The following is a 21,949-nucleotide window of genomic DNA, read 5'->3' as shown; positions in this document are numbered from 1 at the left end:
GGCAACACGTCACACGTAAGGAGGGTCGCGTCGTGAAGATCGATAGCGGCACCACAGCCTGGATGCTCGCGGCCACCGCGCTGGTGTTGCTGATGACTCCGGGCCTCGCGTTCTTCTACGGGGGCATGACCAGGGCCAAGAGCGTCCTGAACATGATGATGATGTCCTTCGGCGCCATCATCACGGTCACCGTGGCCTGGGTGCTGTTCGGGCACTCGCTCGCCTTCACCGACAACGGCAGCTCGCTGCTGAACAACGTCGTCGGCGGCTTCGACGCCCTGGGCCTGCAGAGCCTGGTGGAGACGGCCACCAAGGACGACGGCACCGGCATGCCGAGCCTGGTCTTCTCGGCCTTCCAGCTGACGTTCGCCATCATCACCGTCGCCCTGATCAGCGGCGCGATCGCGGACCGGGCGAAGTTCGGCGCGTGGATCCTGTTCAGCGTCATCTGGGCCACCGTGGTCTACTTCCCGGTCGCCCACTGGGTGTGGGGCACCGGCTGGCTCAACACCATGGGCATCGAGGACTTCGCCGGCGGAACCGTCGTGCACATCAACGCCGGCGCCGCGGCGCTGGCCCTGGCCCTCGTGATCGGCAAGCGCCAGGGCTGGCGCAAGGAGCCGATGCGGCCGCACAACCTGACGCTGGTCCTGCTCGGCGCGGGCCTGCTGTGGTTCGGCTGGTTCGGCTTCAACGCCGGCTCGGAGCTGGCCGTGGACGGCACCGCCGGGCTGGCGTTCATGAACACCCAGATCGCCACGGCGGTCGCCGCGGGGGCCTGGCTCGTCGTGGAGAAGCTGCGCGACGGCCACGCCACCAGCCTCGGCGTCGCCTCCGGCGCGGTCGCCGGCCTGGTCGCCATCACGCCGGCCTGCGGCTTCGTGGACCCGTGGGCCGCGATGGTCATCGGCCTGGCCGCCGGGGCCGTCTGCGCCTACGCCGTGGGCCTGAAGTACCGGCTGGGCTTCGACGACTCGCTCGACGTGGTCGGCGTGCACCTGGTCGGCGGCGTCATCGGCGCCGTCTCGCTCGGCTTCCTGGCCGCCTATCCCTTCCTCGACCAGCAGAGCAAGGGGCTGTTCTACGGCGGCGGCCTCGGCCAGCTCGGGCTGCAGGTGCTCGGCCCGGTCGCGATCGGCGGCTACTCGTTCGCCGCCACCTGGATCGTCGGCAAGCTCATCGACAGGACGATGGGCTTCCGCATCTCCGCCGAGGACGAGCTCACCGGCATCGACGTCACCACGCACGCCGAGACCGGGTACGACCTCGGCACGGTCTACGCCTCCGGCGTGACCACCCCGAACGGTCCGCTCACCCCGGCACCGGCTCCCAAGAAGGTGGAGGCATGAGGCTCATCACCGCGATCATCAAGCCGTTCAAGCTCGACGACGTCAAGGCGGCGCTGGAGCAGTTCGGCATCAAGGGCATGACGGTCAGCGAGGCCAGCGGCTACGGCCGCCAGCGCGGCCACACCGAGGTCTACCGCGGCGCCGAGTACCAGGTGGACCTGGTGCCGAAGGTGCGCCTGGAGGTGCTGACCGAGGAGGACGACGCCGAGGACGTCATCGACGTCATCGTCAAGGCGGCGCACACCGGCAAGATCGGCGACGGCAAGGTCTGGTCCGTGCCCGTCGACACGGCCGTGCGCGTACGCACCGGAGAGCGAGGGCCGGAGGCCCTGTGAGAGGAGAGGCGCGCTCGTACGCCGCGGCCCGCAAGGAGCGGACCGCGGACACCGACCGCTGGCTCAAGGACCTCTTCAGGACGGCGAGCGACGGCGACCAGGTCTCTCTGGTCGCCGTCGGCAGCCTCGGCCGCGGCGAGCCCGCCCCCGGCAGCGACCTGGACCTGGTCCTGCTGCACGACGGGCGGGCCGACGTGGCGCGGATCGCCGAGCGCATCTGGTACCCGATCTGGGACTCCGGCGTCGGCCTCGACCACTCCGTGCGGACCGTGGCGGAGGCCGTGGCCGTGGCCGGGCAGGACCTCAAGGCCGTGCTCGGCCTCATCCAGGCCAGGCATGTCGCCGGCGACCCCGAGCTGACCAGGAGGGCCAGGGAGGCGGTGCTGGCCGAGTGGCGGGCCGACTCGCGGCGCAGGCTGGGCGAGCTGCGCGCGTCGGCCGACCGCCGGGCCCAGGTCAGCGGCGAGCTGGCCTTCCTCCTCGAACCCGACCTCAAGGACGGCCGCGGCGGGCTGCGCGACGTCCAGGCGATGCAGGCCGTGGCGGCGGCGTGGGTCGCCTCGGCCCCGGGACCGCGGGCGCGCGAGGCCCACGAGTTCATCCTCGACGTGCGGCACGCGCTGCACGTCGTCACCGCGCGCGGCGCCGACCGGCTGGTGCTCCAGGAGCAGGACGCGGTGGCCGGGCTGCTCGGCCTGCTGGACGCCGAGGCCCTCATGCGCCGGCTCGCCGAGGCGGGCCGGACCGTCTCCCACGCCTTCGACGCCACCTGGCGCACGGTTGACAGGCTGCTGTCAGGACCGGTCCCGAGAGGGCGCCGCCCGCTGGCCGACGGCGTGGTCGAGCACGGCGGCGAGGTGGTGCTCGCCAGGGGCGCCGACCCGCGCAAGGACCCCGTCCTGGTGCTGCGGGCCGCCGCCGCGGCGGCCGGCTCGGGGCTGCCGCTGGCGCCCGCCACGGTGTCCGTCCTGGCTGCTCAGTCGGCTCCGATGCCGGTGCCGTGGCCGGAGGAGGCGCGCGACGCGCTGGTGTCCGTCCTCGGCGCCGGACGGGCCGCCGTGCCGGTGTGGGAGGAGCTCGACCAGGCGGGCGTGCTTGTCAAGCTGCTTCCTGACTGGGAGCGCGTACGGCACCGTCCGCAGCGCAACCCCATCCACCGCTTCACCGTCGACCGGCACCTGATCGAGGCCGCCGCGAACGCCGCCGGCCACGCCCGCGAGGTCTCCCGTCCCGACCTGCTGCTGATCGGCGCGCTCCTGCACGACATCGGCAAGGGCTGGCCGGGCGACCACTCGGCGACGGGCGAGGTCGTGGTCCGCGACATCGCCCGGCGCATGGGGCTGCCCGCCCGCGACGTCGAGACGCTGGCCACCGTCGTACGCCACCACCTGCTGCTGCCCGAGACCGCCACCCGCAGGGACCTCGACGACCCGGTCACGATCGAGAAGGTCGCGGCCACGGTCGGCTCCCGTGAGGTGCTCGACCTGCTGGCCGCGCTGGCCGTCGCCGACGGCAACGCGACCGGGCCGGCCGCGTGGAACGCCTGGAAGGCCGGGCTGGTCGCCGACCTCGTGCGCCGCGTCAGGTCCGTGTTGTCGGGCTCGCCGCCGCCCAGGGCGCCCTCGATCCCGCCCGAGCAGGCGGCGCTGGCCCGGCACGGCGGCGGCGCGGTGCGCGTCAACGGCGGGGCGGTCACCGTCGTCGCGCCCGACCGGGCCGGGCTGTTGTGGAGCGCCGCCGGGGTGCTGGCCGCCCACCGGATGGTCGTGCGCTCGGCGTCGGCCGCCTCGGCGGGCGGCACGGCGGTGATCGAGTTCGCCGTCGTGCCCGAGTACGGCTCGCCGCCCGACCCCGCCACCCTGGAGGCCGACCTCCGTCTCGTCCTTGCCGGCCGTCTTGACATCGAGCAGCGGCTGGCCCGCCGGACCAGGTCCGTGCGGCCGCCGCGGGTACCTGTGGCTCCACCTCGGGTGACACTGGTCGACGACGCCTCCGCGACGGCCACCGTGGTGGAAGTCAGGGCCCATGACAGGCCGGGGCTCCTGTGGCGCATCGGACGGGCGTTCGGGGAGTGCGGTCTTGACGTGAGAGCCGCCCGCGTGGAGACTCTCGGCGCGGAGGCGGTGGACGTCTTCTATGTCGTGGACCGCGCCGGTCGCCCCCTCAGCGACAGCGCGCAGCGAGCTCAAGTCCACGATCAGGTGCTGGCCGCACTGCGATAACCAACAGTGAACAACTGTCGGTCACATATGTAACGATTGTGTCCGAAATGCCTGTTAAGTCGGATGCTGCGGATACCTTGTGGACGGCTTGAACACCCGTCGTTTGAACGGGACGATTGAGGGGTAGCGAAAGCAGTGATCACGGGGAACTCCGACAGCGGCCATGCCGCGAGGCGGGACCGCGGGAAGCGGTCGCTGCCTCGCCTCGGCCTGCGGAACTGGCGCGTGAGATGGCGTCTGACGGCGCTCATCCTCGTGCCCACCATCGCCGGCGTCGTGCTCGGGGGAGCACGTGTGGTCGGCTCGGTCCAGAGCATCGGCGACTACGACCGCACGGCCACCGCGGCCGAGCAGGCCGGCCGGATCCGCGACCTGGTGCAGGCACTCGGCCTGGAGCGTGACACGGGGGGCTGGATCGGCGCCTATCCCAAGTTGCGCAAGTCGAAGGCCGGCGAACTCGCCGAGTACAAGGCCGCGGTCGACAAGCTGGTCACCAGCGTCCGCGCGGACCTCGACACCATGGACGAGTCCTACGGCGAACGCGTCGTCAAGGCCGCCGGCCAGGCCAAGTACGACCTCAACCGGCTGAGCAAGATCCGCGCCGAGGGCCAGGCCGACACCATCCGGTACGACTTCCTGACCGACACCCTGCTCAAGCTGCACGACGAGCTCTCGCTGCTGTCGGACGACTCCCAGATCATCGGCCACTTCCGCGCCCTGAGCGCGCTCGCGCAGGCCAAGGAGGAGATGTCCCGCCAGCGCGTGCAGCTGCTGAAGAACTCCTACAACGTCGAGCGCGTCGACGCCAAGGAGGTCGAGCGGTTCATCGCCTCCAACGCCCGCGAGCAGAGCGACATCGCCACCGTGGGCGCCGAGGCCGGCGTCGAGATCGGCCTGCAGCTGTCCAAGCTGCTGACCGGCAAGAACGAGTACGTCAACGTCCAGCTCACCAAGGCCCGCGCGGTCACCCTGGCCAGCGGCCGGGCCCCGGGCGTGCGGATCGCCGACAACCTGATCTCCTCCCGGTCCAACGCCCGCGAGCAGTGGTTCAACGACAACAAGGTCGCGATCGGCGTCCTGCACGAGATCGAGAAGGACCTCGCCGACAAGGTGAACCTGCGCAGCCAGGAGCTGCGCGAGGCCGAGATCCGCAACGCCATCATCGCCGGTGTGCTGATCCTGGCGCTGCTGCTGATCGTGCTGCTGCTGACCGTGGCCATCGCCCGTTCGATGGTCGGCCCGCTGCGCCGGCTGCGCACGGAGGCGCTGGAGATCGCCGGTTTCCGGCTCCCCGACGTGGTCCGCCAGCTGCGCGTCTCGGGCGAGGCCAGCACCGAGGTCCGCCCGATCGAGGTCGAGGGCCAGGACGAGATCGGCGAGGTCGCGCGGGCCTTCGACCAGGTCCACCGCCAGGCCGTGCGCCTGGCCGGTGAGGAGGCCGAGCTCCGCAGCAACATCAGCTCGATGTTCGTCAACCTCTCGCGCCGCACCCAGACGCTGGTCGAGCGACAGATCTCGCTGATCGACGGCCTGGAGAAGGGCGAGCAGGACGGCGGCCGGCTGGCCGACCTGTTCAAGCTCGACCACCTGGCCACCCGCATGCGCCGCAACTCCGAGAACCTGCTGGTCCTCGCCGGCCACGAGGCCACCCGCCGGCGCAGCCAGCCGGCCAAGCTGGTCGACGTCGTGCGCGCCGCGCTGTCGGAGGTCGAGGGCTACGAGCGGGTCCAGGTCAAGGTCCACCGGGCCACGTCCGTGCAGGGCAGCGCCGCCAACGACCTCGTCCACCTGGTGGCCGAGCTGGTCGAGAACGCGATCCAGTTCTCCCCGAGCAACTCCCAGGTCCTGGTCTCCAGCAGCCTCATCGAGGGCGGCGGCGCGCTGCTGTCGGTGAGCGACTCCGGCATCAGCATGACCGAGGAGGAGCTGGCCGAGGCCAACCGCCGCCTGGCCGAGCCGCCCGTCGTGGACGTGTCGGTCTCCCGCCGCATGGGCCTGTTCGTGGTCGGCCGGCTGGCGCTGCGCCACGGCATCCGGGTGCAGCTGCGCAAGGGCGAGGGCGCCGGGCTGATCGCCATGGTGCTGCTGCCGCCCACGCTGATCGCCGACAACATGCAGCAGCCGCTGCCGCAGCGCCCCGCGTTCGGCGGCGGGACCGTGCCGCCGCCTGCGCCGAACGGCTCGTTCCGGTCGTTCGGCAGCTTCGACTCGGTCGAGGCGAACGGGGCGAACGGGGCCAGGCCGGCTCCGGGCGACCCGGCCAGGTTCGGCACCGGGCCGTCGGCGTCCCCGGCGGGCCCGGCGCCCTCGGGGACCTTCGACAGCGCTCCCTCCGGGCCGCCGTCCTTCGACAACCCGCCGCCGCCCGCGCCCAGGCACGGGCTCGGGGCGTTCAACTCCGACCCGGGCCGTCCGGTCAACGGCTTCACGGCCGACACCGACGGCGGTTCCTACCGGCGGCAGCCGTCCTCGTTCGACTCCGGGGCCTACCCGTCGTTGTCGTCGGGCACCGGCTCGTTCCCGCCGTACCCGGCGAGCGGCGGGACGTTCCCGACGCCGCCGCCTTACGCGACGAACTACGGGACGAACGACGTACGCCGTCCCGATCCGACGCCCTCGGTGGACGTCTCGCCGATGGAGCCGGAGCAGGAGGAGTTTCTGCCGATCTTCGCGTCGGTGGAGTCCGCGTGGTTCCGCAGGCCGCCGGGGGAGTCGGCGCCCGAGGCGTCCTCGTCCGGCGAGAACGGCGGTGAGGCGAGGCCCGCGCAAGCCGTACCCTCTGGGGAGGAAGCGTGGCAGACGGCCGCGGACGCCGGTTGGCGTGCGGCGGCCAAAGCCAGCGAGCCCAGCCTCGGCGGCGTGACCGCCGCGGGGCTCCCCAAGCGCACCCCCAAGGCCAATCTGGTCCCCGGCACGGCCAGCCAGCCCGCTCAGCAGCAGGCTCAGCAGTCGCCGCCGCCGGCGCCACCGGTCTCAGCCGACCGGATGCGCAGCCGCATGGCCAGCTACCAGAAGGGTGTGCGACGGGGCCGCCAGGAAGTACGTGGACAGGAGGAACAGAGTGAGTAAGCGTCCCGCTGGGGAGGATGCGTGACAACGCTGAGCCATGAAGCGCACCGCTTCGACTGGCTGATCACCGACTTCGTGCGCAACACTCCGGGGGTCGCGCACGCCGTGGTCGTCTCGGCGGACGGCCTGTGCCTGGCCGCCTCCGAGGGTTTCCCGCCGGACCGGGCCGACCAGCTCGCGGCGGTCTCCGCCGGTCTGCTGAGCCTGACGGTGGGCGCGTCCAGGGTGTTCGAGGGCGGCGCGGTGTCGCAGACCGTCGTCGAGATGCAGCGCGGGCTGCTGCTGGTCATGGCGATCAGCGACGGCTCGGTGCTGACGGTGCTGGCGGGTCCTGATTGTGACATGGGGCTGGTGGCGTACCAGATGACGCTGCTGGTAGACAGAGCGGGACAGGCGCTCACGCCGGCCCTGCGCGCCGAACTCCAGGCCGCCAGGACCCGGTGATGTGATGGAACTGATGGGAGAGGGCCGTGTACGGCAGTGACGGGACCGGGGACGACGAGCCCCTGTTCCGTCCTTACGCGGTGACCGGCGGCCGTTCCGAGCCGCGGTATCACCTCGCGATGGAGACGCTGATCTCGTCGATGTCGATCCCGGACGACGAGATGGCCATGCTCACCCCCGAGCAGGAGGCCATCATGCAGCTCTGCAGGACGTTCCGGTCGGTCGCCGAGATCTCGGCCCTGCTCCGCGTCCCGCTGGGCGTGGCGAGGGTGCTAGTGGCGGACATGTCAGACGAAGGTCTCGTCCGCCTGCACCAGCCACGCCTCAGCCAGGGACAGCCAGACCTCAACATGCTCGAAAGGGTGCTCAGTGGACTTCGCAGGCTCTAGCCCCGGGCTCACTTCGACGAAGATCGTCGTCGCTGGTGGGTTCGGCGTCGGCAAGACGACGTTCGTGGGGGCGGTGTCCGAGATCCTCCCGCTCACCACGGAAGCGGTGATGACCGACGCGTCCGCGGGCATCGACGACCTCGGGTTGACGCCGAACAAGCAGACCACGACCGTCGCCATGGACTTCGGCCGGCTCTCGCTCGACCGCGACCTGATCCTGTACCTGTTCGGCACGCCCGGACAGCACCGGTTCTGGTTCATGTGGGACGACCTGGTCCGCGGCGCCATCGGCGCGGTCGTGCTGCTCGACACCCGCCGTCTGGCCGACAGCTTCCCCGCCATCGACTACTTCGAAGAGGCCAAGCTGCCGTTCGTGGTGGGCATCAACGGCTGGGACGGGCAGTTCCCGCACACCGACGACGAGGTGCGCGAGGCGCTGGCGCTGGGCTCGCACGTGCCGATCGTGCGCACCGACGCGCGCAACCGCGAGTCGGTCAAGACGACGCTGATCTCGCTGGTCGAGCACGTCGTACGGCTGCGCGCGGCCCCCGTCCGCTAGCCGCCGACCGCCCACGGGACGCTCTCCAGCGAGTTGAGCACGGGCACCAGCGTCCGCTCCTCATGGTCGAAGTGGCTCTCCAGCTCGGCGGCGACGCGTTCGATCGCCGCCGGGTCGCTCGCCGCGCGCAGCTCCTCGACCAGCGCCGCGATCACCTCGTGCTCGCGGCGCAGCCGGTCGAGCGCCTCCTTCAGCTCCGGGCGCGTGCCCTCCAGGTAGGGGAACGCCACCCGGTCCTCGCCGGAGTGGTGGAAGCTCAGCGCGTCGCAGAAGGTCAGGCAGTGTGCCCGCAGGTCGTCGGTGACGGCCCCGCCCGCGCGCAGCTTCGCCAGCTCGCCCCTGAACCAGTCGTGTACCTTGACCAGCTCGTCCCCGAAGGCCCGCACCCGCTCGTCCATGTCACTATCCTTTGCCCAGACGACGACAAATTAGCTTTGCGAACGAAGCTAATTTAGACAGCAAGGTATTGGCGATGTCAACCGACGGCTTGAGCGTGGACGAAGGCATCAGGACGCTGCTGCTCCTGATGCCGCGCATGGTGGGCCGGGCCAAGCGGCTCAAGGTGCCCGAGGCGCTGCGGTCGTTGGCGCTGGCCCCCCGGCACCTGTCGTTGCTGGCCTACCTGCTGTTCGACGGCCCGACCACGGTCAACGAGCTGGCCGGGCGCCTGGAGGTGGCGCCGGCCACCGTGAGCCTGATGGTGGGCGAGCTGAGCAGGAAGGGCGTGCTGGAGCGCCGCGAGGACGACGCCGACCGGCGCCGCACGATCGTCAGCATCGCCCCGGCCCACCAGGAGGCGATCACCGAATGGCTCGGCTACGGCGCCACGGCCTGGCGGGCCGCGCTCGACCCGCTGACGCCGCAGGAGCGGCAGACGTTCGTGCGCACCCTGCTGGCCTACGAGCAGGCGTTGTCAGCCCGCTGACCGGCTGTTGACCAGCACCTCGACGCCGTCGAGCACGCGCTGGAGGCCGAACTCGAAGGCGTGCTCGGGGCTGTAGGCGGCCTGCAGCGCCTCCCCGGCCGCCTGGCCGACGCGCGAGGCCGTGGGGAACATGGCGGGATCGGAGATCCGGCTGAGGAAGGGCGCGTGCGCGGCCCACCACTGCAGGTCCGTCATGCCGGTCCGGCTCTCGGCCTGGGCGGCCTCCACCGCACCTCTCGCGGTGCCGTGCACGAAGCCGGTGACCAGCGTGATCACCGAGTCCATCTCCAGGTCGGTCAGGCCGATGCCGTCGACGGCGCGCAGCTCGTAGTCGTACTTGGCGGTGACGTTGGGGCCGAGGACGGGGCGGCTGGCCGCCACCTGGAGCAGCCACGGGTGACGCAGGTAGAGGGCGAAGTTCTCGCGGGCGATCAGCTCCAGGCGGGCCCGCCAGCCGCCCGGCACGTCCTCGGGGCGGGCGGTCTCGCCGTAGACGGTGTCGAGCATGACGTCGAGCAGCTCGGGTTTGCCCGGCACGTACGTGTAGAGCGACATCGTGCCCACGCCCAGCTTCTCGGCCACCCGGCGCATGGACAGCGCCGCCAGCCCCTCGGCGTCGGCCACGTCGATGGCGGCGCGGACGACGCGCTCGACGCTCAGCTCCGGCTTGCCCTTGCGGCTGGCCCGTTCGCTCGTCCGCCACAGCAGCGCGAGGCTGCGGGCCGGGTCGCCCTTGCCCGGGTACTCAACAGTCACCCTCGTACGGTACACCGTACGGTTGCGTGCGTCGATCGTATATTGTACGGTACGCCGTACGATTCGACAGGGAGGTGGCCATGTCCGCAGTGCTCGCCCAGGGCCTGCGCAAGACCTACGGCTCGACGACGGCGCTCGACGGCATCGATCTCGACGTGCCCGCCGGCACCGTCTACGGCCTGCTCGGGCCCAACGGCGCCGGGAAGACCACCGCCGTCCGCATCCTCACCACGCTCCTTCGCCCCTCGGCCGGCCGGGCGGAGGTGGCCGGGTTCGACGTGACGGCCGAGCCCCGCCGGGTCCGCGCCGCCATCGGCCTGGTCGGTCAGCAGACGGCCGTGGACGAGATCCTGACCGGAAGGCAGAACCTGGAGCTGTTCGGCCGCCTCTACCACCTGAGCGCGCCGGCCGCCCGCGCCCGGGCCGCCGAGCTGCTGGAGCGCTTCGGCCTGACCGGGCACGACGGCCCGGCCAAGGAGCTGTCCGGCGGCCTGCGCAGGCGGCTCGACCTGGCCGCGAGCATGATCCTGGCGCCGCCCGTGCTCTTCCTCGACGAGCCCACCACCGGCCTCGACCCGCGCAGCCGCGCCGGGATCTGGAACGCGGTGCGCGAGCTGGTCGCGGGCGGCACGACCGTGCTGCTGACCACCCAGTACCTGGAGGAGGCCGACCAGCTCGCGGACCGCGTCGCGGTGATCGACTCCGGCCGGCTGGTGGCCGAGGGCACGCCGGAGGAGCTGAAGGCCAAGCTCGGCGGCGACCGGCTCGACGTGGTGATCAACGACCCGGCGCGGCTCGACGAGGCGGCAGCGATCCTCTCGGCGGCCGCCGCGGGCCCCGCCGAGATCGACCGGGACACCCGGCACGTCAGCGCCCCGGTGGCCGAGCGGGTGAGCGCGCTCACCCGGGTCCTGCCCGCGCTGGCGGCGGCCGGCATCGAGGCCGCCGACGTCGCGCTGCGCCGGCCGACCCTCGACGAGGTCTTCCTGAACCTGACGACTGCGGGAGGCGATCGATGACCGCACTCAGATGGGCGCTGGCCGACGGCTGGACCGTCGCCCGCCGCGACCTGATCCACTGGGCCAACCAGCCCATGACGGTGGTCTTCGGGGTGCTCTTCCCCGTGGTGATCACCCTGGCCTTCGGCTACCTGTTCGGCGGCGCGGTCGAGGTGCCCGCGGGGGCCGACTACTTCGCCTTCCTCATGCCCGGCATGTACGGCATGACGATGCTCTTCGGCCTGAGCTCCACCATGATCGCCGTGTCCTCCGACGTCTCCAAGGGCGTCACCGACCGGTTCCGGTCGATGCCCATGGCGCCCTCGGCCGTGCTGGTCGGGCGGGCCGTGGCCGACCTGCTCAACTCGGTCCTGATCCTGGGCGGGCTGCTGCTGTGCGGCCTGGCGGTGGGCTGGCGGCCCGCCTCGGCCGGGGGCGCGCTCGGCGCGATCGGCCTGCTGCTGCTCCTGCGCTTCGCCCTGCTGTGGGCGGGCATGTACCTCGGCCTGCTCACCCGCGAGCCGGGCGCGGTGGTCGCGATCCAGACGCTGGAGTTCCCGATCGGCTTCCTGTCCAACGCCTTCGTCGCGCCCGGCACCATGCCCGGCTGGCTGGGCGCGATCTCGGAGTGGAACCCGCTCTCCTCCACGGTCGCCGCCGCCAGGCAGCTGTTCGGCAACCCGGGCTGGGGCGGCGACTCGTGGGTGGCCCAGCACGCCGTGACGATGGCGGTGCTGTGGCCGGCGGCGATCACCGTCGTCTTCTTCGTCCTGTCCGTCCGCCTGTACCAGCGTCTGGACCGTTAGACCGGGTCAGGCGTGGCGGTGGAAGGCCGTGGTGTCGGGGGCGAGGGGGGTGTTGCCGAGGATCAGGTCGGCGGACTTCTCGGCGAGCATCATGACCGGGGCGTAGATGTTGCCGTTGGTGACGTACGGCATGGCGGAGGCGTCCACGACGCGCAGGCCGTCCAGGCCGTGCACGCGCATGGTGGCGGGGTCGACCACGGCCAGGTCGTCCACGCCCATCTTGCAGGTGCACGACGGGTGCAGGGCGGTCTCGCCGTCCTTGGCCACCCAGGCCAGGATCTCCTCGTCGGTCCGGACGTCCGGGCCGGGGGAGATCTCGCCGCCGTCCAGGCCGGCCCAGGCGGGCTGGGACAGGATGGCGCGGGCGTGCCTGATCGCCTCCACCCACTCGCGGCGGTCCTGCTCGGTGGAGAGGTAGTTGAAGCGCAGCGCGGGCTTGGCGCGGGGGTCGGCCGACCGGATCCGCACCGAGCCGCGGGCGTCGGAGTACATCGGGCCGATGTGCACCTGGTAGCCGTGCCCGCCGGCCGGCGCCGAGCCGTCGTAGCGCACGGCGATCGGCAGGAAGTGGAACATCAGGTTCGGGTACGCGACGTCGTCGTTGGAGCGGATGAACCCGCCCGCCTCGAAGTGGTTCGTGGCGCCGGGGCCGCGCCGCAGGAACAGCCAGTCGGCGCCGATGAACGGCCGCCGCCACATCGCCAGCGACGGCTGCTGCGAGACCGGCTGCGTGCAGGCGTGCTGGACGTAGACCTCCAGATGGTCCTGGAGGTTCTCGCCGACGCCCGGCAGGTCGTGCACCACCCGGACGCCCACGGACTCCAGGAGCGCCTTCGGCCCGACCCCGGACAGCTGGAGGAGCTGCGGGCTGTTGATCGCGCCGCCGCACAGCACGACCTCGCGCGCCTCGATGCGCTCGCCGCCGCACTGGACGCCCACCGCCCGCGTCCCGTCGAAGAGCACCTTCTCCACGTGGGCCCGCGTCCTGACCGTGAGGTTGGGACGGCGGCGCACCGGATGCAGGTAGGCGCGGGCCGCGCTGAGCCGGCGGCCCCGGTGGACGTTGCGGTCGAAGGCGGCGAAGCCCTCCTGGCGGTAGCCGTTCACGTCGTCGGTGAGCGGATGGCCGGCCTGCTGGACGGCCTCGAAGAACGCCTCGAACAGGGGGCCGCGGGCCGGGCCGCGCTCCAGCTTCAGCGGGCCGTCGTCGCCACGGAAGGGGGAGCCGGGGTCGGCCAGGCAGTTCTCCATGCGCCTGAAGTAGGGCAGGCAGTGGGCGTAGTCCCAGTTCTCCATGCCGGGATCGGCGGCCCAGCGCTCGTAGTCCAGCGGGTTGCCGCGCTGGAAGATCATCCCGTTGATGCTGCTGGAGCCGCCCAGCACCTTGCCGCGCGCGTGGTAGATGCGCCGGTCGTTCATGTGCGGCTCTGGCTCGGACTCGTACTTCCAGTCGTAGAACCGGCTGCCGATGGGGAACATCAGCGCGGCCGGCATGTGGATGAAGACGTCCCAGAGGTAGTCCGGCCGGCCCGCCTCCAGCACCAGCACGGACACCGACGGATCGGCGCTCAGCCGGTTGGCCAGGGCGCAGCCGGCCGAGCCGCCGCCCACGATGACGAAGTCGAAGCTCAACGCGGGATCCAGTCCTTCCACACGATCTTGTTCTCCTCCACCCACTGCCGGGCGGCCTGCTCGGCGGTCTTCTTGCCGTTGATCATCTCGGCGGCCACGGCGTTCTGGTTGTCGTTGGTCCAGGTGAAGTTGCGCACCAGCTCGTACGCCTTCCCGCCGCGCTCGGCGAACCGCCTGCTGACGATCTTGTCCAGCAGGTACGGCGGGTAGTCGCAGGCGACCCTGGCGGGCACGTCGTCGCAGCCGACCGCGTACGGGGGCAGGTTGACCTTGACCAGTTTGACCTTGGTGAACAGCCATTGCGGTTCGTAGAAATACATGAGCAGGGGCGTGCGGGTGCGCGCCGCCGTCTGCGCGGCCTTGATCAGCGCGTCCTCGCTGCCGGAGTAGACGACCTTGTAATCGAGGCCGAGGTTCTTGATGAGAACCTCGTCGTTGGTGACGAATGTCGGGTCCCCGTCGAGTACCTGACCCAAATTTCCGGTTTTGGCGGTCCGGAATAGGTGTGCGTACTTGTTCAGGTTCCGATAGTCGGTGATGTCGGGATATTTCTTGGTCATCCACTCGGGGACGTACCAACCGATCACGCCTTTGTTGCCGGTGAGCCCGGCCGACAGCGCCACCTTCTTCTGCTCGATGTACTCCTTCTTCAGGTCGTTGTGTCCCCAGTTCTCGACGATCACGTCGACCTTGCCGGATTCGAAATCGCGCCAGGAATCGCTCTCGTTGTTCTTGCGCGTGTTGACCTTGTAACCCAGCTCGTGTTCGAGCAGGTAGGCCAGGACGGCGGCCTGGGCCTCGTACCCGACCCAGGCGTGCACGTCGATGTTGACCGTGCCCTTGGCGGCGACCCCGGTCTCGGGGGCGCCGCCGGAGCAGGACGTCAGGAGCAGGGCCGCGAGCAGCGGCCCGGCCAGCTTCTTGGTTCGCATGAGAGGTCTCCGCGACCGCGCCTCCTCCGTCCCCGCCGGCGCCCGGCCGGAGGGGACGCGGTCAAGAGGGGTCACTTGGGGAGCCAGGCCTGCCACTTGGCGGTGTTGGCCTCGACCCACTTCTTGGCGGCCTGCTCGCCGGTCAGGCCGTTGTTGGTCATGTCGTTGGCGACCGCGTTCTGGTCCTCGTTGGTCCAGCTGAAGTTCTTGACCAGCTCGTACGCCTTGCCGCCGGTGTCGGCGAACTTCTTGCTGACGATCTTGTCGAGGTCCAGCTCGGCGTAGTCGCAGGCGACCTTCTTGGCGTCGGCGTCGCAGCCCTCGGTGTACGGGGGCAGGTTCACCCGGGTCAGCTCGACCTTGTCGAACAGCCAGTGGGGCGTCCAGAAGTAGAACAGCAGCGCCTTCTTCTGCGCCTGCGCCTGCTCGGCCGCCTTGAGCAGGGCCGCCTCGCTGCCGCCGGTCACCACCTTGTAGTTCAGCTTGAGGTTCTTGACCAGGGCCTCGTCGTTGGTGACGTAGCTCGGGTCGCCGTCGAGGAGCTGGCCCTTGCCGCCGGACTCCGACGTCTTGAACAGGTCGGCGTACTTGTTCAGGTTCTTGTAGTCGGTGATGTCGGGGTACTTGTCGGCCATCCACTTGGGCACGTACCAGCCGATGACGCCCTTGTTGCCGGTGGAGCCCGCCGAGAGCGCGACCTTCTTCTCGTCGATGAACTTCTTCTTCAGGTCCGGATGGCCCCAGTTCTCGATGATGACGTCCACGTCGCCCGTCTCGAAGCCCTCCCAGGCGACCTGCTCCTTGATCTCGGGCAGCTGCACGTCGTACTTGAGCTCGTTCTTCAGCAGGTAGGCGACGACGTTCGCGCTGGCCTCGTAACCGACCCACGGGTTGATCGCGATCTTGACGGTGCCGGTCGTCGCCGCGCCGGAGGCGGCGCCGGCCGACGGGGCGGCAGAGCTGGGGGAGGTCTCCACCTTGGCGCCACCGCCGCAACCCACGGCGGTGAGGCCGACAACGAGCAGGCCTGCGAGCAGGCGAATCTTCATGTGCGCTTCCTCTTTCGGGGGGAAGGACGCCTGTCGGCGCCCTGCGTGATGCGGTCGAGCATGACTCCGAGCAGGACGGTCGCGATGCCCGCCACGAAGCCCATGCCGAAATCCGTGCGCTGGGAGAAGCCGACGACCACGTCGTAGCCGAGCGCGCCCGCCCCGACCAGGCCGCCGACGACGACCATGGCCAGCGTCATCACGATGCCCTGGTTGGCGGCGAGCAGGATGGCCCGCCGCGCCATCGGCAGCTGCACCTTCCACAGCAGCTGGCCCGGGGTCGAGCCGGCCGACGCGGCCGCCTCGACGACCGTGCCGGGCACCCCTCTGATGCCGTCCTCGACCAGGCGCACCACGGGCGGCACCGCGTAGATCACCGAGGCGAAGATCGCGGTGAACCGGGTCGTCTCGAACAGGGCCAGCGCCGGCAGCAGGTAGACGAACGCGGGCATGGTCTGGGCGGCGTCCAGCAGCGGGCGCTGAACGGCCGACCAGCGCGGCGAGCGGGCCGCGGCCACCCCCAGCAGCAGGCCGACGACGAGGGTGACGAGCACCGCCACCGCGACCGTGGTCATCGTCTGCATGGCGTGCTCCCACACGCCGAGCAGCGCGATCGCCAGCAGGCAGCCGAGCGCGGTCAGCGCCGGGCGTACCCCGCTCACCCGCCAGGCCAGGGCCAGCACCGCGAGGGCGACCAGCCACCACGGGGCGGAGGTGAGCAGGCCCTCCAGCGGGTTGAGCAGGAAGGCCGAGGTCAGGTCCTTGACGAACGTCGTGACCGGGTACCAGGTCGTCTCGGCCCAGCGGACGGCGTCGTTCACCGCGCCGGCGAAGGTGACCGTCAGGCCGTCGGGCCAGCCCGCGGGCAGCGCGAGCCCGGCCGCCACGCCCGCGACCGCCAGCGCCGCCGCGACCGCCAGGTCCGGCCGGCCGAGCGACGCGTGCGCCTCGCGGCGGGCCACCGACATGAGCACGCGGTCGAGCACGACGGCCATGACCACGATGGCCAGGCCCGCCGGGAGCATGATGCCGACCTGGGCCCGCGACAGGCCGCGGATGATGTCGCCGCCCAGGCCGGGGGCCGAGATCAGGTTCGCGATCACGACCATCGACAGCGCCATCATGATGGTCTGGTTCACCGCCAGCGCCATCGTCGGACGGGCCAGCGGCAGCTGCACCTTGAACAGCGTCTGACGGCGGGTCGCGCCGAGCGACGCCGACGCCTCGACCGCCGTGGCGGAGACCCCCTCGACGGCCAGCGCGGTGATCCGGATCGCGGGCGGGATCGAGTAGATCATCGTCGCGATCGCCCCGGCCGGCGCGCCGATGTGGAAGAACAGCACGAGCGGCGCCAGGTAGGCGAACGTCGGCATGATCTGCATGACGTCCAGCACCGGCGTCAGCACCCGGCGCACCCGCGCCGACAGCCCGGCCCAGACGCCGAGCGGCACGCCGACCGCCAGCGACAGCAGCACCGAGGCCGCCACCAGCGCCAGCGTGTCCACGCTCGACTGCCACAGGCCGAGCACCCCGAACGCGCCCACGCCCGCCGCCGCGAGCAGCGCGATGCGCCAGCCGCCCGCGAGCCAGGCCAGCGCGGCCAGGACGCCGATGAGACCCGGCCAGTTCAGGGCGGTGAGCACGGTCTGGAAGAAGGTGTAGACGCCGTCGACGAACAGCCGGATGTAGTTGAGGAAGTACAGGAAGAGCGGGCTCTCGTTACGGTGGTCGTCGATCCATTCGCGCAGCTCGGTGACCGCCAGGAACTGCGGCGCCTCCTTGTCGTGCGGCAGCGTGCCGGTGCCGCGGAAGACCAGGTACGCCACGGCGAACAGGATCGCGACCCCGGCGGGAGCGGCGCATCTGGGGATCTTGAGCCTGGTGGGGGCGCTGACCGCGGTGGTGCTCACGCGCCTGCCCTCACCGCGGCGTCCGCGCCGGCGAGGAAGGACAGCAGGTCCACGCGGTCCACGACGCCGGTCAGCTCGTCGCCGTCCATCACGCGGATCGGGCGGGAGGAGGCCGAGGCCGCGGCGATGGCGTCCTTGACCAGGGTGGTGGCGGGGAGCTGGGGGCCGTCCAGCGGCTCGCCGGGCTCGGGGGCGCGGCAGATCCAGCGCAGCGTCAGCACGTGGCTGCGCGGCACGTCGCGGACGAAGTCGGCCACGTAGTCGTCGGCCGGCGCGCCCACCAGCTCCTCGGCCGTGCCGAGCTGCACGATCGAGCCGGCCCGCATGATGGCGATGCGCTCGCCCAGCTTGAGGGCCTCGGACAGGTCGTGGGTGATGAACACCATCGTCTTGCCGACCTCGCGGTGGAGCCGGATCACCTCGGTCTGCATGTCCCGCCGGATCAGCGGGTCGAGCGCGCTGAACGGCTCGTCGAACAGCATGACCTGGGGATCGACGGCCAGCGCGCGGGCCAGGCCGACGCGTTGCTGCATGCCGCCGGAGAGCTGGTCGGGGTAGGCGCCGGCGTACCCGTCGAGGCCGACGAGGGTGAGGATCTCGGCGGCCCGCGCGTGCCTGGCGGCCCTGGGGGTGCCCTGGATCTCCAGGCCGTAGGCGACGTTGTCGATGACCCTGCGGTGCGGCAGCAGGCCGAAGTGCTGGAAGACCATGCTGACCCGGTGGCGGCGCAGCTCGCGCAGCCGGGCGGGGGAGGCGCGGCCGACGTCCTCGCCGCCGATGCTGATGCGGCCGGCGGTGGGCTCGACGAGCCTGGTCAGGCAGCGTACGAGGGTGGACTTGCCGCTTCCCGACAGGCCCATGACGACGAAGACCTCGCCGGGGCGCACCTCGAAGCTCACGTCGCGGACGGCGGCGGTGCAACCGGTCTTCTCTCGCAGAGCGGCGGGGTCGAGGTGTCTGTCCTCGCTGTCCAGCACCTTTTGCGCCCTGGATCCGAAGATCTTCCAAAGCCCTTCGACGCTGATGGCCGCGCTGTCGGGAGAATCCCGCACCCTCGCCTCCTCGATTGCCGAGGGCTCAACATATGCGGTGAATAACGCAAATCTCAACGCTGTGACCTGTGAGAGACCTGGCTGCTCCTCCCGTGTTATGCGCTTGGAACGCACTAAACGCCCATACGCGGACATATGAATGTATAGAGGGCTATTTCTGGTTCGATGGACGGCGAGATGGGGCTCCAGCTTTCGTCCCACTGGGCACAGAAGTTGAATTTCGCACCGATATGTGCGGGTGGCCACCTCCGCTTAGGATGTGTTCCAATTACCCGCACTTGCTGATTTCTCCCAAGGGCCACAGCCCTGACAAATACGCCGATTCGGGCGAGGTGCGTTCGGTGACAACACAGCTGGGCGAGCGGCAGGCCGTCGAAGGCAACTGGCGCCTGCGCAATTGGCGCGTACGTGCGCGCCTGGTCGCCCTCATCCTGGTGCCGACCGCCGCCGCCGTGCTGCTGGGCGGCGTCCAGGTGCTGTCCTCGACGGGCGCCGCCGCCGACTACGACCGGACGAACCGATTAGCCGTGCTGTCGGAGCAGGTGGGCGACCTGACCCACCAGCTCGCCGGTGAGCGGGCCAAGACCGCCTGGTACATCGCCAGGAACCGGCCCGTGAACGGGCTCGGCGGCGTCCGGTCCCAGATGGACCAGGTGGACGTCGCCATCAGGGAGGTACGCGGCACCGCCCAGCAGATCCTGGCCGACGTCGAGGGCCGCACGGCCGACCAGATCGAGAACATGCTCACCCGCCTGGACGACCTGACCTCGCTGCGCGAGCAGGCGATGGACGCCGACCTGCTGCCCGGCCCCGCCGTCGACCTCTACACGACGGTGATCGGCGACCTCCTCTCCATCCACACCGAACTGATCAAGGGCAGCTCCGACGACGAGCTGTTCCGCCAGACCCGCATGCTGGACGGCCTGGCCAGGGCCAAGGAGAGCGTCTCCTACCAGCAGGCGCTGCTCACCACCGTCCTCGTCGAGGGCGCCTTCGGCCAGGACCAGCTCAAGCGCTTCCTCGGCGAGCTGTCCGCCGAGACCGCCGACCGCAGGGGCTTCGCCGCCGAGGCCACCGCCGACGAGCGCCGCTTCTTCGACGAGACCGTCAACGGCCGCAGCGCCGACCGCATGTTGTTCCTGCGCGAGCTGGTGCTCATCAGGGCCTCGGCCTCGCTGCCGCTGCGCGGGCTGGACCTGGCCAAGCGCGACGACGCCAAGGAGTGGTTCGACGCCTCCAACGTCGTCGTGGACTCCATGCGCAAGGTCGAGCAGCGCCAGGCCGCCGGGATCGTGGCGCGCAGCGCCACGCTCAGCGCCGAGGAGCAGCGGCGGGCGCTGGTCATCGCGGGCGCGGTGCTCGCGCTGCTGGTCGCCGTCCTGCTGATCACCACCGGCGTGGCCAGGTCGCTGGTCAGGCCGCTGCGCAGGCTGCGCGGCGAGGCGCTGGAGATCGCCGGGCGCCGCCTGCCGGACTTCGTCCAGCACCTGCGCGAGTCGCGCGACGGCGCGGTCGACGCCGAGGTGCCGCCCATCGGCATCTTCTCCAGGGACGAGGTCGGCGAGGTCGCCCGCGCCTTCGACGAGGTGCACCGCGAGGCCGTCCGGCTGGCGGGCGACGAGGCGCGGCTGCGCTCCAACGTCAACGCCATGTTCGTCAACCTGTCGCGGCGCAGCCAGACCCTGGTCGAACGGCAGCTCACCCTGATCGAGCGCCTGGAGCGCGGCGAGCGCGACGACGAGCGCCTCGGCGACCTGTTCAAGCTCGACCACCTGGCCACCCGCATGCGCCGCAACAGCGAGAACCTGCTGGTCCTGGCCGGTCAGGAGGCCGCGCGCAAGTGGAGCGAGCCGGTCGAGCTCATGGACATCGTGCGCGCGGCGCTCGGCGAGGTCGAGAGCTACGACCGGGTCAGCGTCCAGGCGCAGTCGGACGTCGCCATCGCCGGGCAGGCCGTCACTGACGTGGTGCACCTGCTGGCCGAGCTGGTCGAGAACTCGGTCTCGTTCTCCTCCAAGGACACCAAGGTGATCATCTCCAGCAGCCGCATCGACGGCGGCGGGCTGATGGTCTCGGTGACCGACAACGGCATCGGCATGACCCCCGAGGAACTGGCCGAGGCCAACTGGCGGCTGGCCCACCCGCCGGTCGTGGACGTGTCCGTGTCGCGGCGGATGGGCCTGTTCGTGGTCGGGAGGCTCGCGCTGCGGCACAGCATCAAGGTGCAGCTCCGCCGCCAGGACATCGGCGGGCTGACCGCGATGGTGCTGATCCCGGAGATGCTGCTCGCCGCCGTCCCCGGCACGGTGGCCGGGCACCTGCACGGCTCGATGGCCGCGGCCGCGCACACCCCGGCCATGTCCGCCATGGGCCGCCCGGACCAGGGACGCGCCGAGCCCTTCCAGAGCGCCGAGCCGTTCCAGAGCGCCGAGCCGTTCCAGAGCGCCGAGCCGTTCCGAAGCGCTGAGCCTTTCCGCAGCGCCGACTCGTTCCGCAGCGCCGACCCGTTCCAGAGCGCCGAGCCCTTCCAGGGCGCCGAGTCGTACGCGCCGCCCACGGCCCCGATGCCCGCCTACGGGCACCCGTCGTTCGACCCCATGCCGTCGGCGTCCGAGTCGTCGTGGTTCACCTCGTCCTCCTCGCAGTCGGTCGAGCAGCCGGAGCCGCCGGCGTCCGGGGCGTCGTACCCGTCGTTCGCCACGGGGCCCGAGCCGGCCCAGCCGGCGGCCGGGAACGAGTTCCTGCCGATCTTCGCCTCGGTCGAGGAGAGCAGCTGGTTCAGCAAGGCCGCGCCGACCGCCGACCGGCGGGACCCGGCCTGGTCATCGCCCGCCGACCAGGGATGGCAGGCGGCGAACACGACCGCCGAGCCCGCCCAAGGCGGCACCACGAACTCCGGCCTGCCCAAGCGCACGCCGCGAGCGAATCTGGTACCGGGTACCGCGGTTCCCCAGCCGCCGCCCGTGCCGGTTCCTCCGCCGTCCCCCGACCGGCTGCGCAGCCGGCTGGCCAGCTACCAGCAGGGCGTGCGCAAGGGCCGAGCCGAGCTAGAGGAGGACTGATGAAGGAACTGAGCCAGGGGGCCAGGGACATCAACTGGCTGGTGAGCGCGTTCGTCGAGGAGGTGCCCGGCGTGGCCCACGCCGTGGTGGTCTCCGCCGACGGCCTGCCGATGGCCTTCTCCCGCGGCTTCCCCAAGGACCGCGCCGACCAGCTCGCCGCCATCGCGGCCGGGCTGGTCAGCCTGACGCAGGGGTCGGCGCGGGTCTTCGAGGGCGGCGGCGTCACGCAGACCCTGGTGGAGATGGAACGCGGGCTGCTGCTGGTGATGTCGATCAGCGACGGGTCGTGCCTGGCGGTGCTGGCCGCGCCCGACTGTGACATGGGCCTGGTGGCGTACCAGATGACGATTCTGGTCGAACGCACGGGGCAGGTGCTGACCCCTGCCGTACGGGCGGAGTTGTCATCCGCGCGCCCCTGGTGATGGGAGTGGACGTTGGCATCGTGGCATGACGGGGAGCC

General features: G+C 71.1%; 19 protein-coding genes. 12 read left to right on the top strand and 7 right to left on the bottom strand.

Annotation, left to right across the window (positions count from 1 at the left end; all coding sequences use genetic code 11):
• Positions 1-32 precede the first annotated feature (32 nt).
• The 7 genes from ACFYUV_RS11725 (at position 33) to ACFYUV_RS11695 (ending at position 8,367) form a co-directional block, all read left to right on the top strand.
• Positions 33-1,349 carry an ammonium transporter gene (locus ACFYUV_RS11725; protein ID WP_358283648.1) on the top strand — a complete coding sequence of 439 codons (1,317 nt, stop codon included), beginning with the start codon at positions 33-35 and terminating at the stop codon, positions 1,347-1,349.
• Entirely contained in the window at positions 1,346-1,684 is a 339-nt protein-coding gene (locus ACFYUV_RS11720) for a P-II family nitrogen regulator (RefSeq protein ID WP_352321406.1), read from the top strand. Before ACFYUV_RS11725 ends, ACFYUV_RS11720 begins: the two co-directional genes overlap by 4 nt.
• Positions 1,681-3,906, top strand: a complete 2,226-nt coding sequence (locus ACFYUV_RS11715; RefSeq protein WP_387667811.1) for a [protein-PII] uridylyltransferase — start codon at positions 1,681-1,683, stop codon at positions 3,904-3,906. The genes ACFYUV_RS11720 and ACFYUV_RS11715 overlap by 4 nt, the downstream gene beginning before the upstream one ends.
• Before the next feature lie 225 nt (positions 3,907-4,131).
• On the top strand, positions 4,132-6,975 hold the full coding sequence (locus ACFYUV_RS11710; RefSeq protein WP_387667808.1) for a nitrate- and nitrite sensing domain-containing protein: 2,844 nt from the start codon (positions 4,132-4,134) through the stop codon (positions 6,973-6,975).
• 21 nt (positions 6,976-6,996) lie between these two features.
• Positions 6,997-7,419 (top strand): roadblock/LC7 domain-containing protein, encoded by a 423-nt coding sequence (locus tag ACFYUV_RS11705; RefSeq protein ID WP_185844483.1) that lies wholly within the window; start codon positions 6,997-6,999, stop codon positions 7,417-7,419.
• 26 nt (positions 7,420-7,445) lie between these two features.
• The gene (locus ACFYUV_RS11700) at positions 7,446-7,808 is read left to right on the top strand and encodes a DUF742 domain-containing protein (RefSeq protein WP_125631446.1); all 363 of its coding nucleotides are present in this window, start codon (positions 7,446-7,448) and stop codon (positions 7,806-7,808) included.
• Positions 7,789-8,367 (top strand): ATP/GTP-binding protein, encoded by a 579-nt coding sequence (locus tag ACFYUV_RS11695; protein WP_352321413.1) that lies wholly within the window; start codon positions 7,789-7,791, stop codon positions 8,365-8,367. Before ACFYUV_RS11700 ends, ACFYUV_RS11695 begins: the two co-directional genes overlap by 20 nt.
• On the opposite strand, the gene ACFYUV_RS11690 is transcribed toward ACFYUV_RS11695, so the two are convergent.
• Positions 8,364-8,765: a hemerythrin domain-containing protein gene (locus ACFYUV_RS11690; RefSeq protein ID WP_387667806.1), complete on the bottom strand. Its 402-nt coding sequence runs from the start codon at positions 8,763-8,765 to the stop codon at positions 8,364-8,366. The two genes, ACFYUV_RS11695 and ACFYUV_RS11690, sit on opposite strands and share 4 nt — an antisense overlap.
• A 74-nt stretch (positions 8,766-8,839) precedes the next feature.
• On the opposite strand from ACFYUV_RS11690, the gene ACFYUV_RS11685 reads away from it, so the two are divergent.
• Complete coding sequence (locus tag ACFYUV_RS11685; protein WP_387667803.1) at positions 8,840-9,292, top strand: MarR family winged helix-turn-helix transcriptional regulator; 453 nt, start codon at positions 8,840-8,842, stop codon at positions 9,290-9,292.
• Here the strand turns inward: ACFYUV_RS11685 and ACFYUV_RS11680 are convergent.
• Entirely contained in the window at positions 9,281-10,048 is a 768-nt protein-coding gene (locus ACFYUV_RS11680) for a TetR/AcrR family transcriptional regulator C-terminal domain-containing protein (protein ID WP_387667801.1), read from the bottom strand. The genes ACFYUV_RS11685 and ACFYUV_RS11680 overlap by 12 nt on opposite strands.
• An 80-nt stretch (positions 10,049-10,128) precedes the next feature.
• Between ACFYUV_RS11680 and ACFYUV_RS11675 the strand changes: the two genes are divergently transcribed.
• Positions 10,129-11,067 carry an ATP-binding cassette domain-containing protein gene (locus tag ACFYUV_RS11675; protein ID WP_387667798.1) on the top strand — a complete coding sequence of 313 codons (939 nt, stop codon included), beginning with the start codon at positions 10,129-10,131 and terminating at the stop codon, positions 11,065-11,067.
• A complete protein-coding gene (locus ACFYUV_RS11670; protein ID WP_387667796.1) occupies positions 11,064-11,852 on the top strand; it encodes an ABC transporter permease in 789 nt (262 codons plus the stop codon). Before ACFYUV_RS11675 ends, ACFYUV_RS11670 begins: the two co-directional genes overlap by 4 nt.
• A 6-nt stretch (positions 11,853-11,858) precedes the next feature.
• Here the strand turns inward: ACFYUV_RS11670 and betA are convergent, their stop codons facing one another.
• The 5 genes from betA to ACFYUV_RS11645 all read right to left on the bottom strand — a co-directional run bounded on the left by betA (position 11,859) and on the right by ACFYUV_RS11645 (position 18,427).
• The gene (betA, locus tag ACFYUV_RS11665) at positions 11,859-13,505 is read right to left on the bottom strand and encodes a choline dehydrogenase (RefSeq protein ID WP_387667793.1); all 1,647 of its coding nucleotides are present in this window, start codon (positions 13,503-13,505) and stop codon (positions 11,859-11,861) included.
• Complete coding sequence (locus ACFYUV_RS11660) at positions 13,481-14,416, bottom strand: ABC transporter substrate-binding protein (RefSeq protein WP_358283672.1); 936 nt, start codon at positions 14,414-14,416, stop codon at positions 13,481-13,483. The genes betA and ACFYUV_RS11660 overlap by 25 nt, the downstream gene beginning before the upstream one ends.
• 71 nt (positions 14,417-14,487) lie before the next feature.
• On the bottom strand, positions 14,488-15,465 hold the full coding sequence (locus ACFYUV_RS11655) for an ABC transporter substrate-binding protein (protein ID WP_352350246.1): 978 nt from the start codon (positions 15,463-15,465) through the stop codon (positions 14,488-14,490).
• Complete coding sequence (locus ACFYUV_RS11650; protein ID WP_387667790.1) at positions 15,462-17,375, bottom strand: ABC transporter permease; 1,914 nt, start codon at positions 17,373-17,375, stop codon at positions 15,462-15,464. Before ACFYUV_RS11650 ends, ACFYUV_RS11655 begins: the two co-directional genes overlap by 4 nt.
• Positions 17,372-18,427: a glycine betaine/L-proline ABC transporter ATP-binding protein gene (locus tag ACFYUV_RS11645; RefSeq protein ID WP_387667788.1), complete on the bottom strand. Its 1,056-nt coding sequence runs from the start codon at positions 18,425-18,427 to the stop codon at positions 17,372-17,374. The genes ACFYUV_RS11650 and ACFYUV_RS11645 overlap by 4 nt, the downstream gene beginning before the upstream one ends.
• A gap of 341 nt (positions 18,428-18,768) precedes the next feature.
• Here ACFYUV_RS11645 and ACFYUV_RS11640 point away from each other — a divergent pair, with 341 nt between their 5' ends.
• The gene (locus ACFYUV_RS11640) at positions 18,769-21,489 is read left to right on the top strand and encodes a nitrate- and nitrite sensing domain-containing protein (RefSeq protein ID WP_387667786.1); all 2,721 of its coding nucleotides are present in this window, start codon (positions 18,769-18,771) and stop codon (positions 21,487-21,489) included.
• Positions 21,489-21,911, top strand: a complete 423-nt coding sequence (locus ACFYUV_RS11635) for a roadblock/LC7 domain-containing protein (protein WP_352321436.1) — start codon at positions 21,489-21,491, stop codon at positions 21,909-21,911. The genes ACFYUV_RS11640 and ACFYUV_RS11635 overlap by 1 nt, the downstream gene beginning before the upstream one ends.
• Positions 21,912-21,949: the final 38 nt, after the last annotated feature.

It is taken from the genome of Nonomuraea sp. NPDC003560 (genome assembly GCF_042878785.1).
Classification (GTDB): Bacteria; Actinomycetota; Actinomycetes; order Streptosporangiales; family Streptosporangiaceae; genus Nonomuraea.
The sequence above is the reverse complement of the archived record's forward strand: the minus strand, read 5'-3'. Positions and strand labels throughout refer to the sequence as shown.

Bases quoted from the DNA above. Each gene is read 5' to 3' on its own strand.
- ACFYUV_RS11720 (WP_352321406.1), top strand. From the start codon at position 1,346: ATGAGGCTCATCACCGCGATCATCAAGCCGTTCAAGCTCGACGACGTC.
- ACFYUV_RS11690 (WP_387667806.1), bottom strand. From the start codon at position 8,765: ATGGACGAGCGGGTGCGGGCCTTCGGGGACGAGCTGGTCAAGGTACAC.
- ACFYUV_RS11685 (WP_387667803.1), top strand. From the start codon at position 8,840: ATGTCAACCGACGGCTTGAGCGTGGACGAAGGCATCAGGACGCTGCTG.
- ACFYUV_RS11675 (WP_387667798.1), top strand. From the start codon at position 10,129: ATGTCCGCAGTGCTCGCCCAGGGCCTGCGCAAGACCTACGGCTCGACG.
- ACFYUV_RS11670 (WP_387667796.1), top strand. From the start codon at position 11,064: ATGACCGCACTCAGATGGGCGCTGGCCGACGGCTGGACCGTCGCCCGC.
- ACFYUV_RS11660 (WP_358283672.1), bottom strand. From the start codon at position 14,416: ATGCGAACCAAGAAGCTGGCCGGGCCGCTGCTCGCGGCCCTGCTCCTG.
- ACFYUV_RS11655 (WP_352350246.1), bottom strand. From the start codon at position 15,465: ATGAAGATTCGCCTGCTCGCAGGCCTGCTCGTTGTCGGCCTCACCGCC.
- ACFYUV_RS11635 (WP_352321436.1), top strand. From the start codon at position 21,489: ATGAAGGAACTGAGCCAGGGGGCCAGGGACATCAACTGGCTGGTGAGC.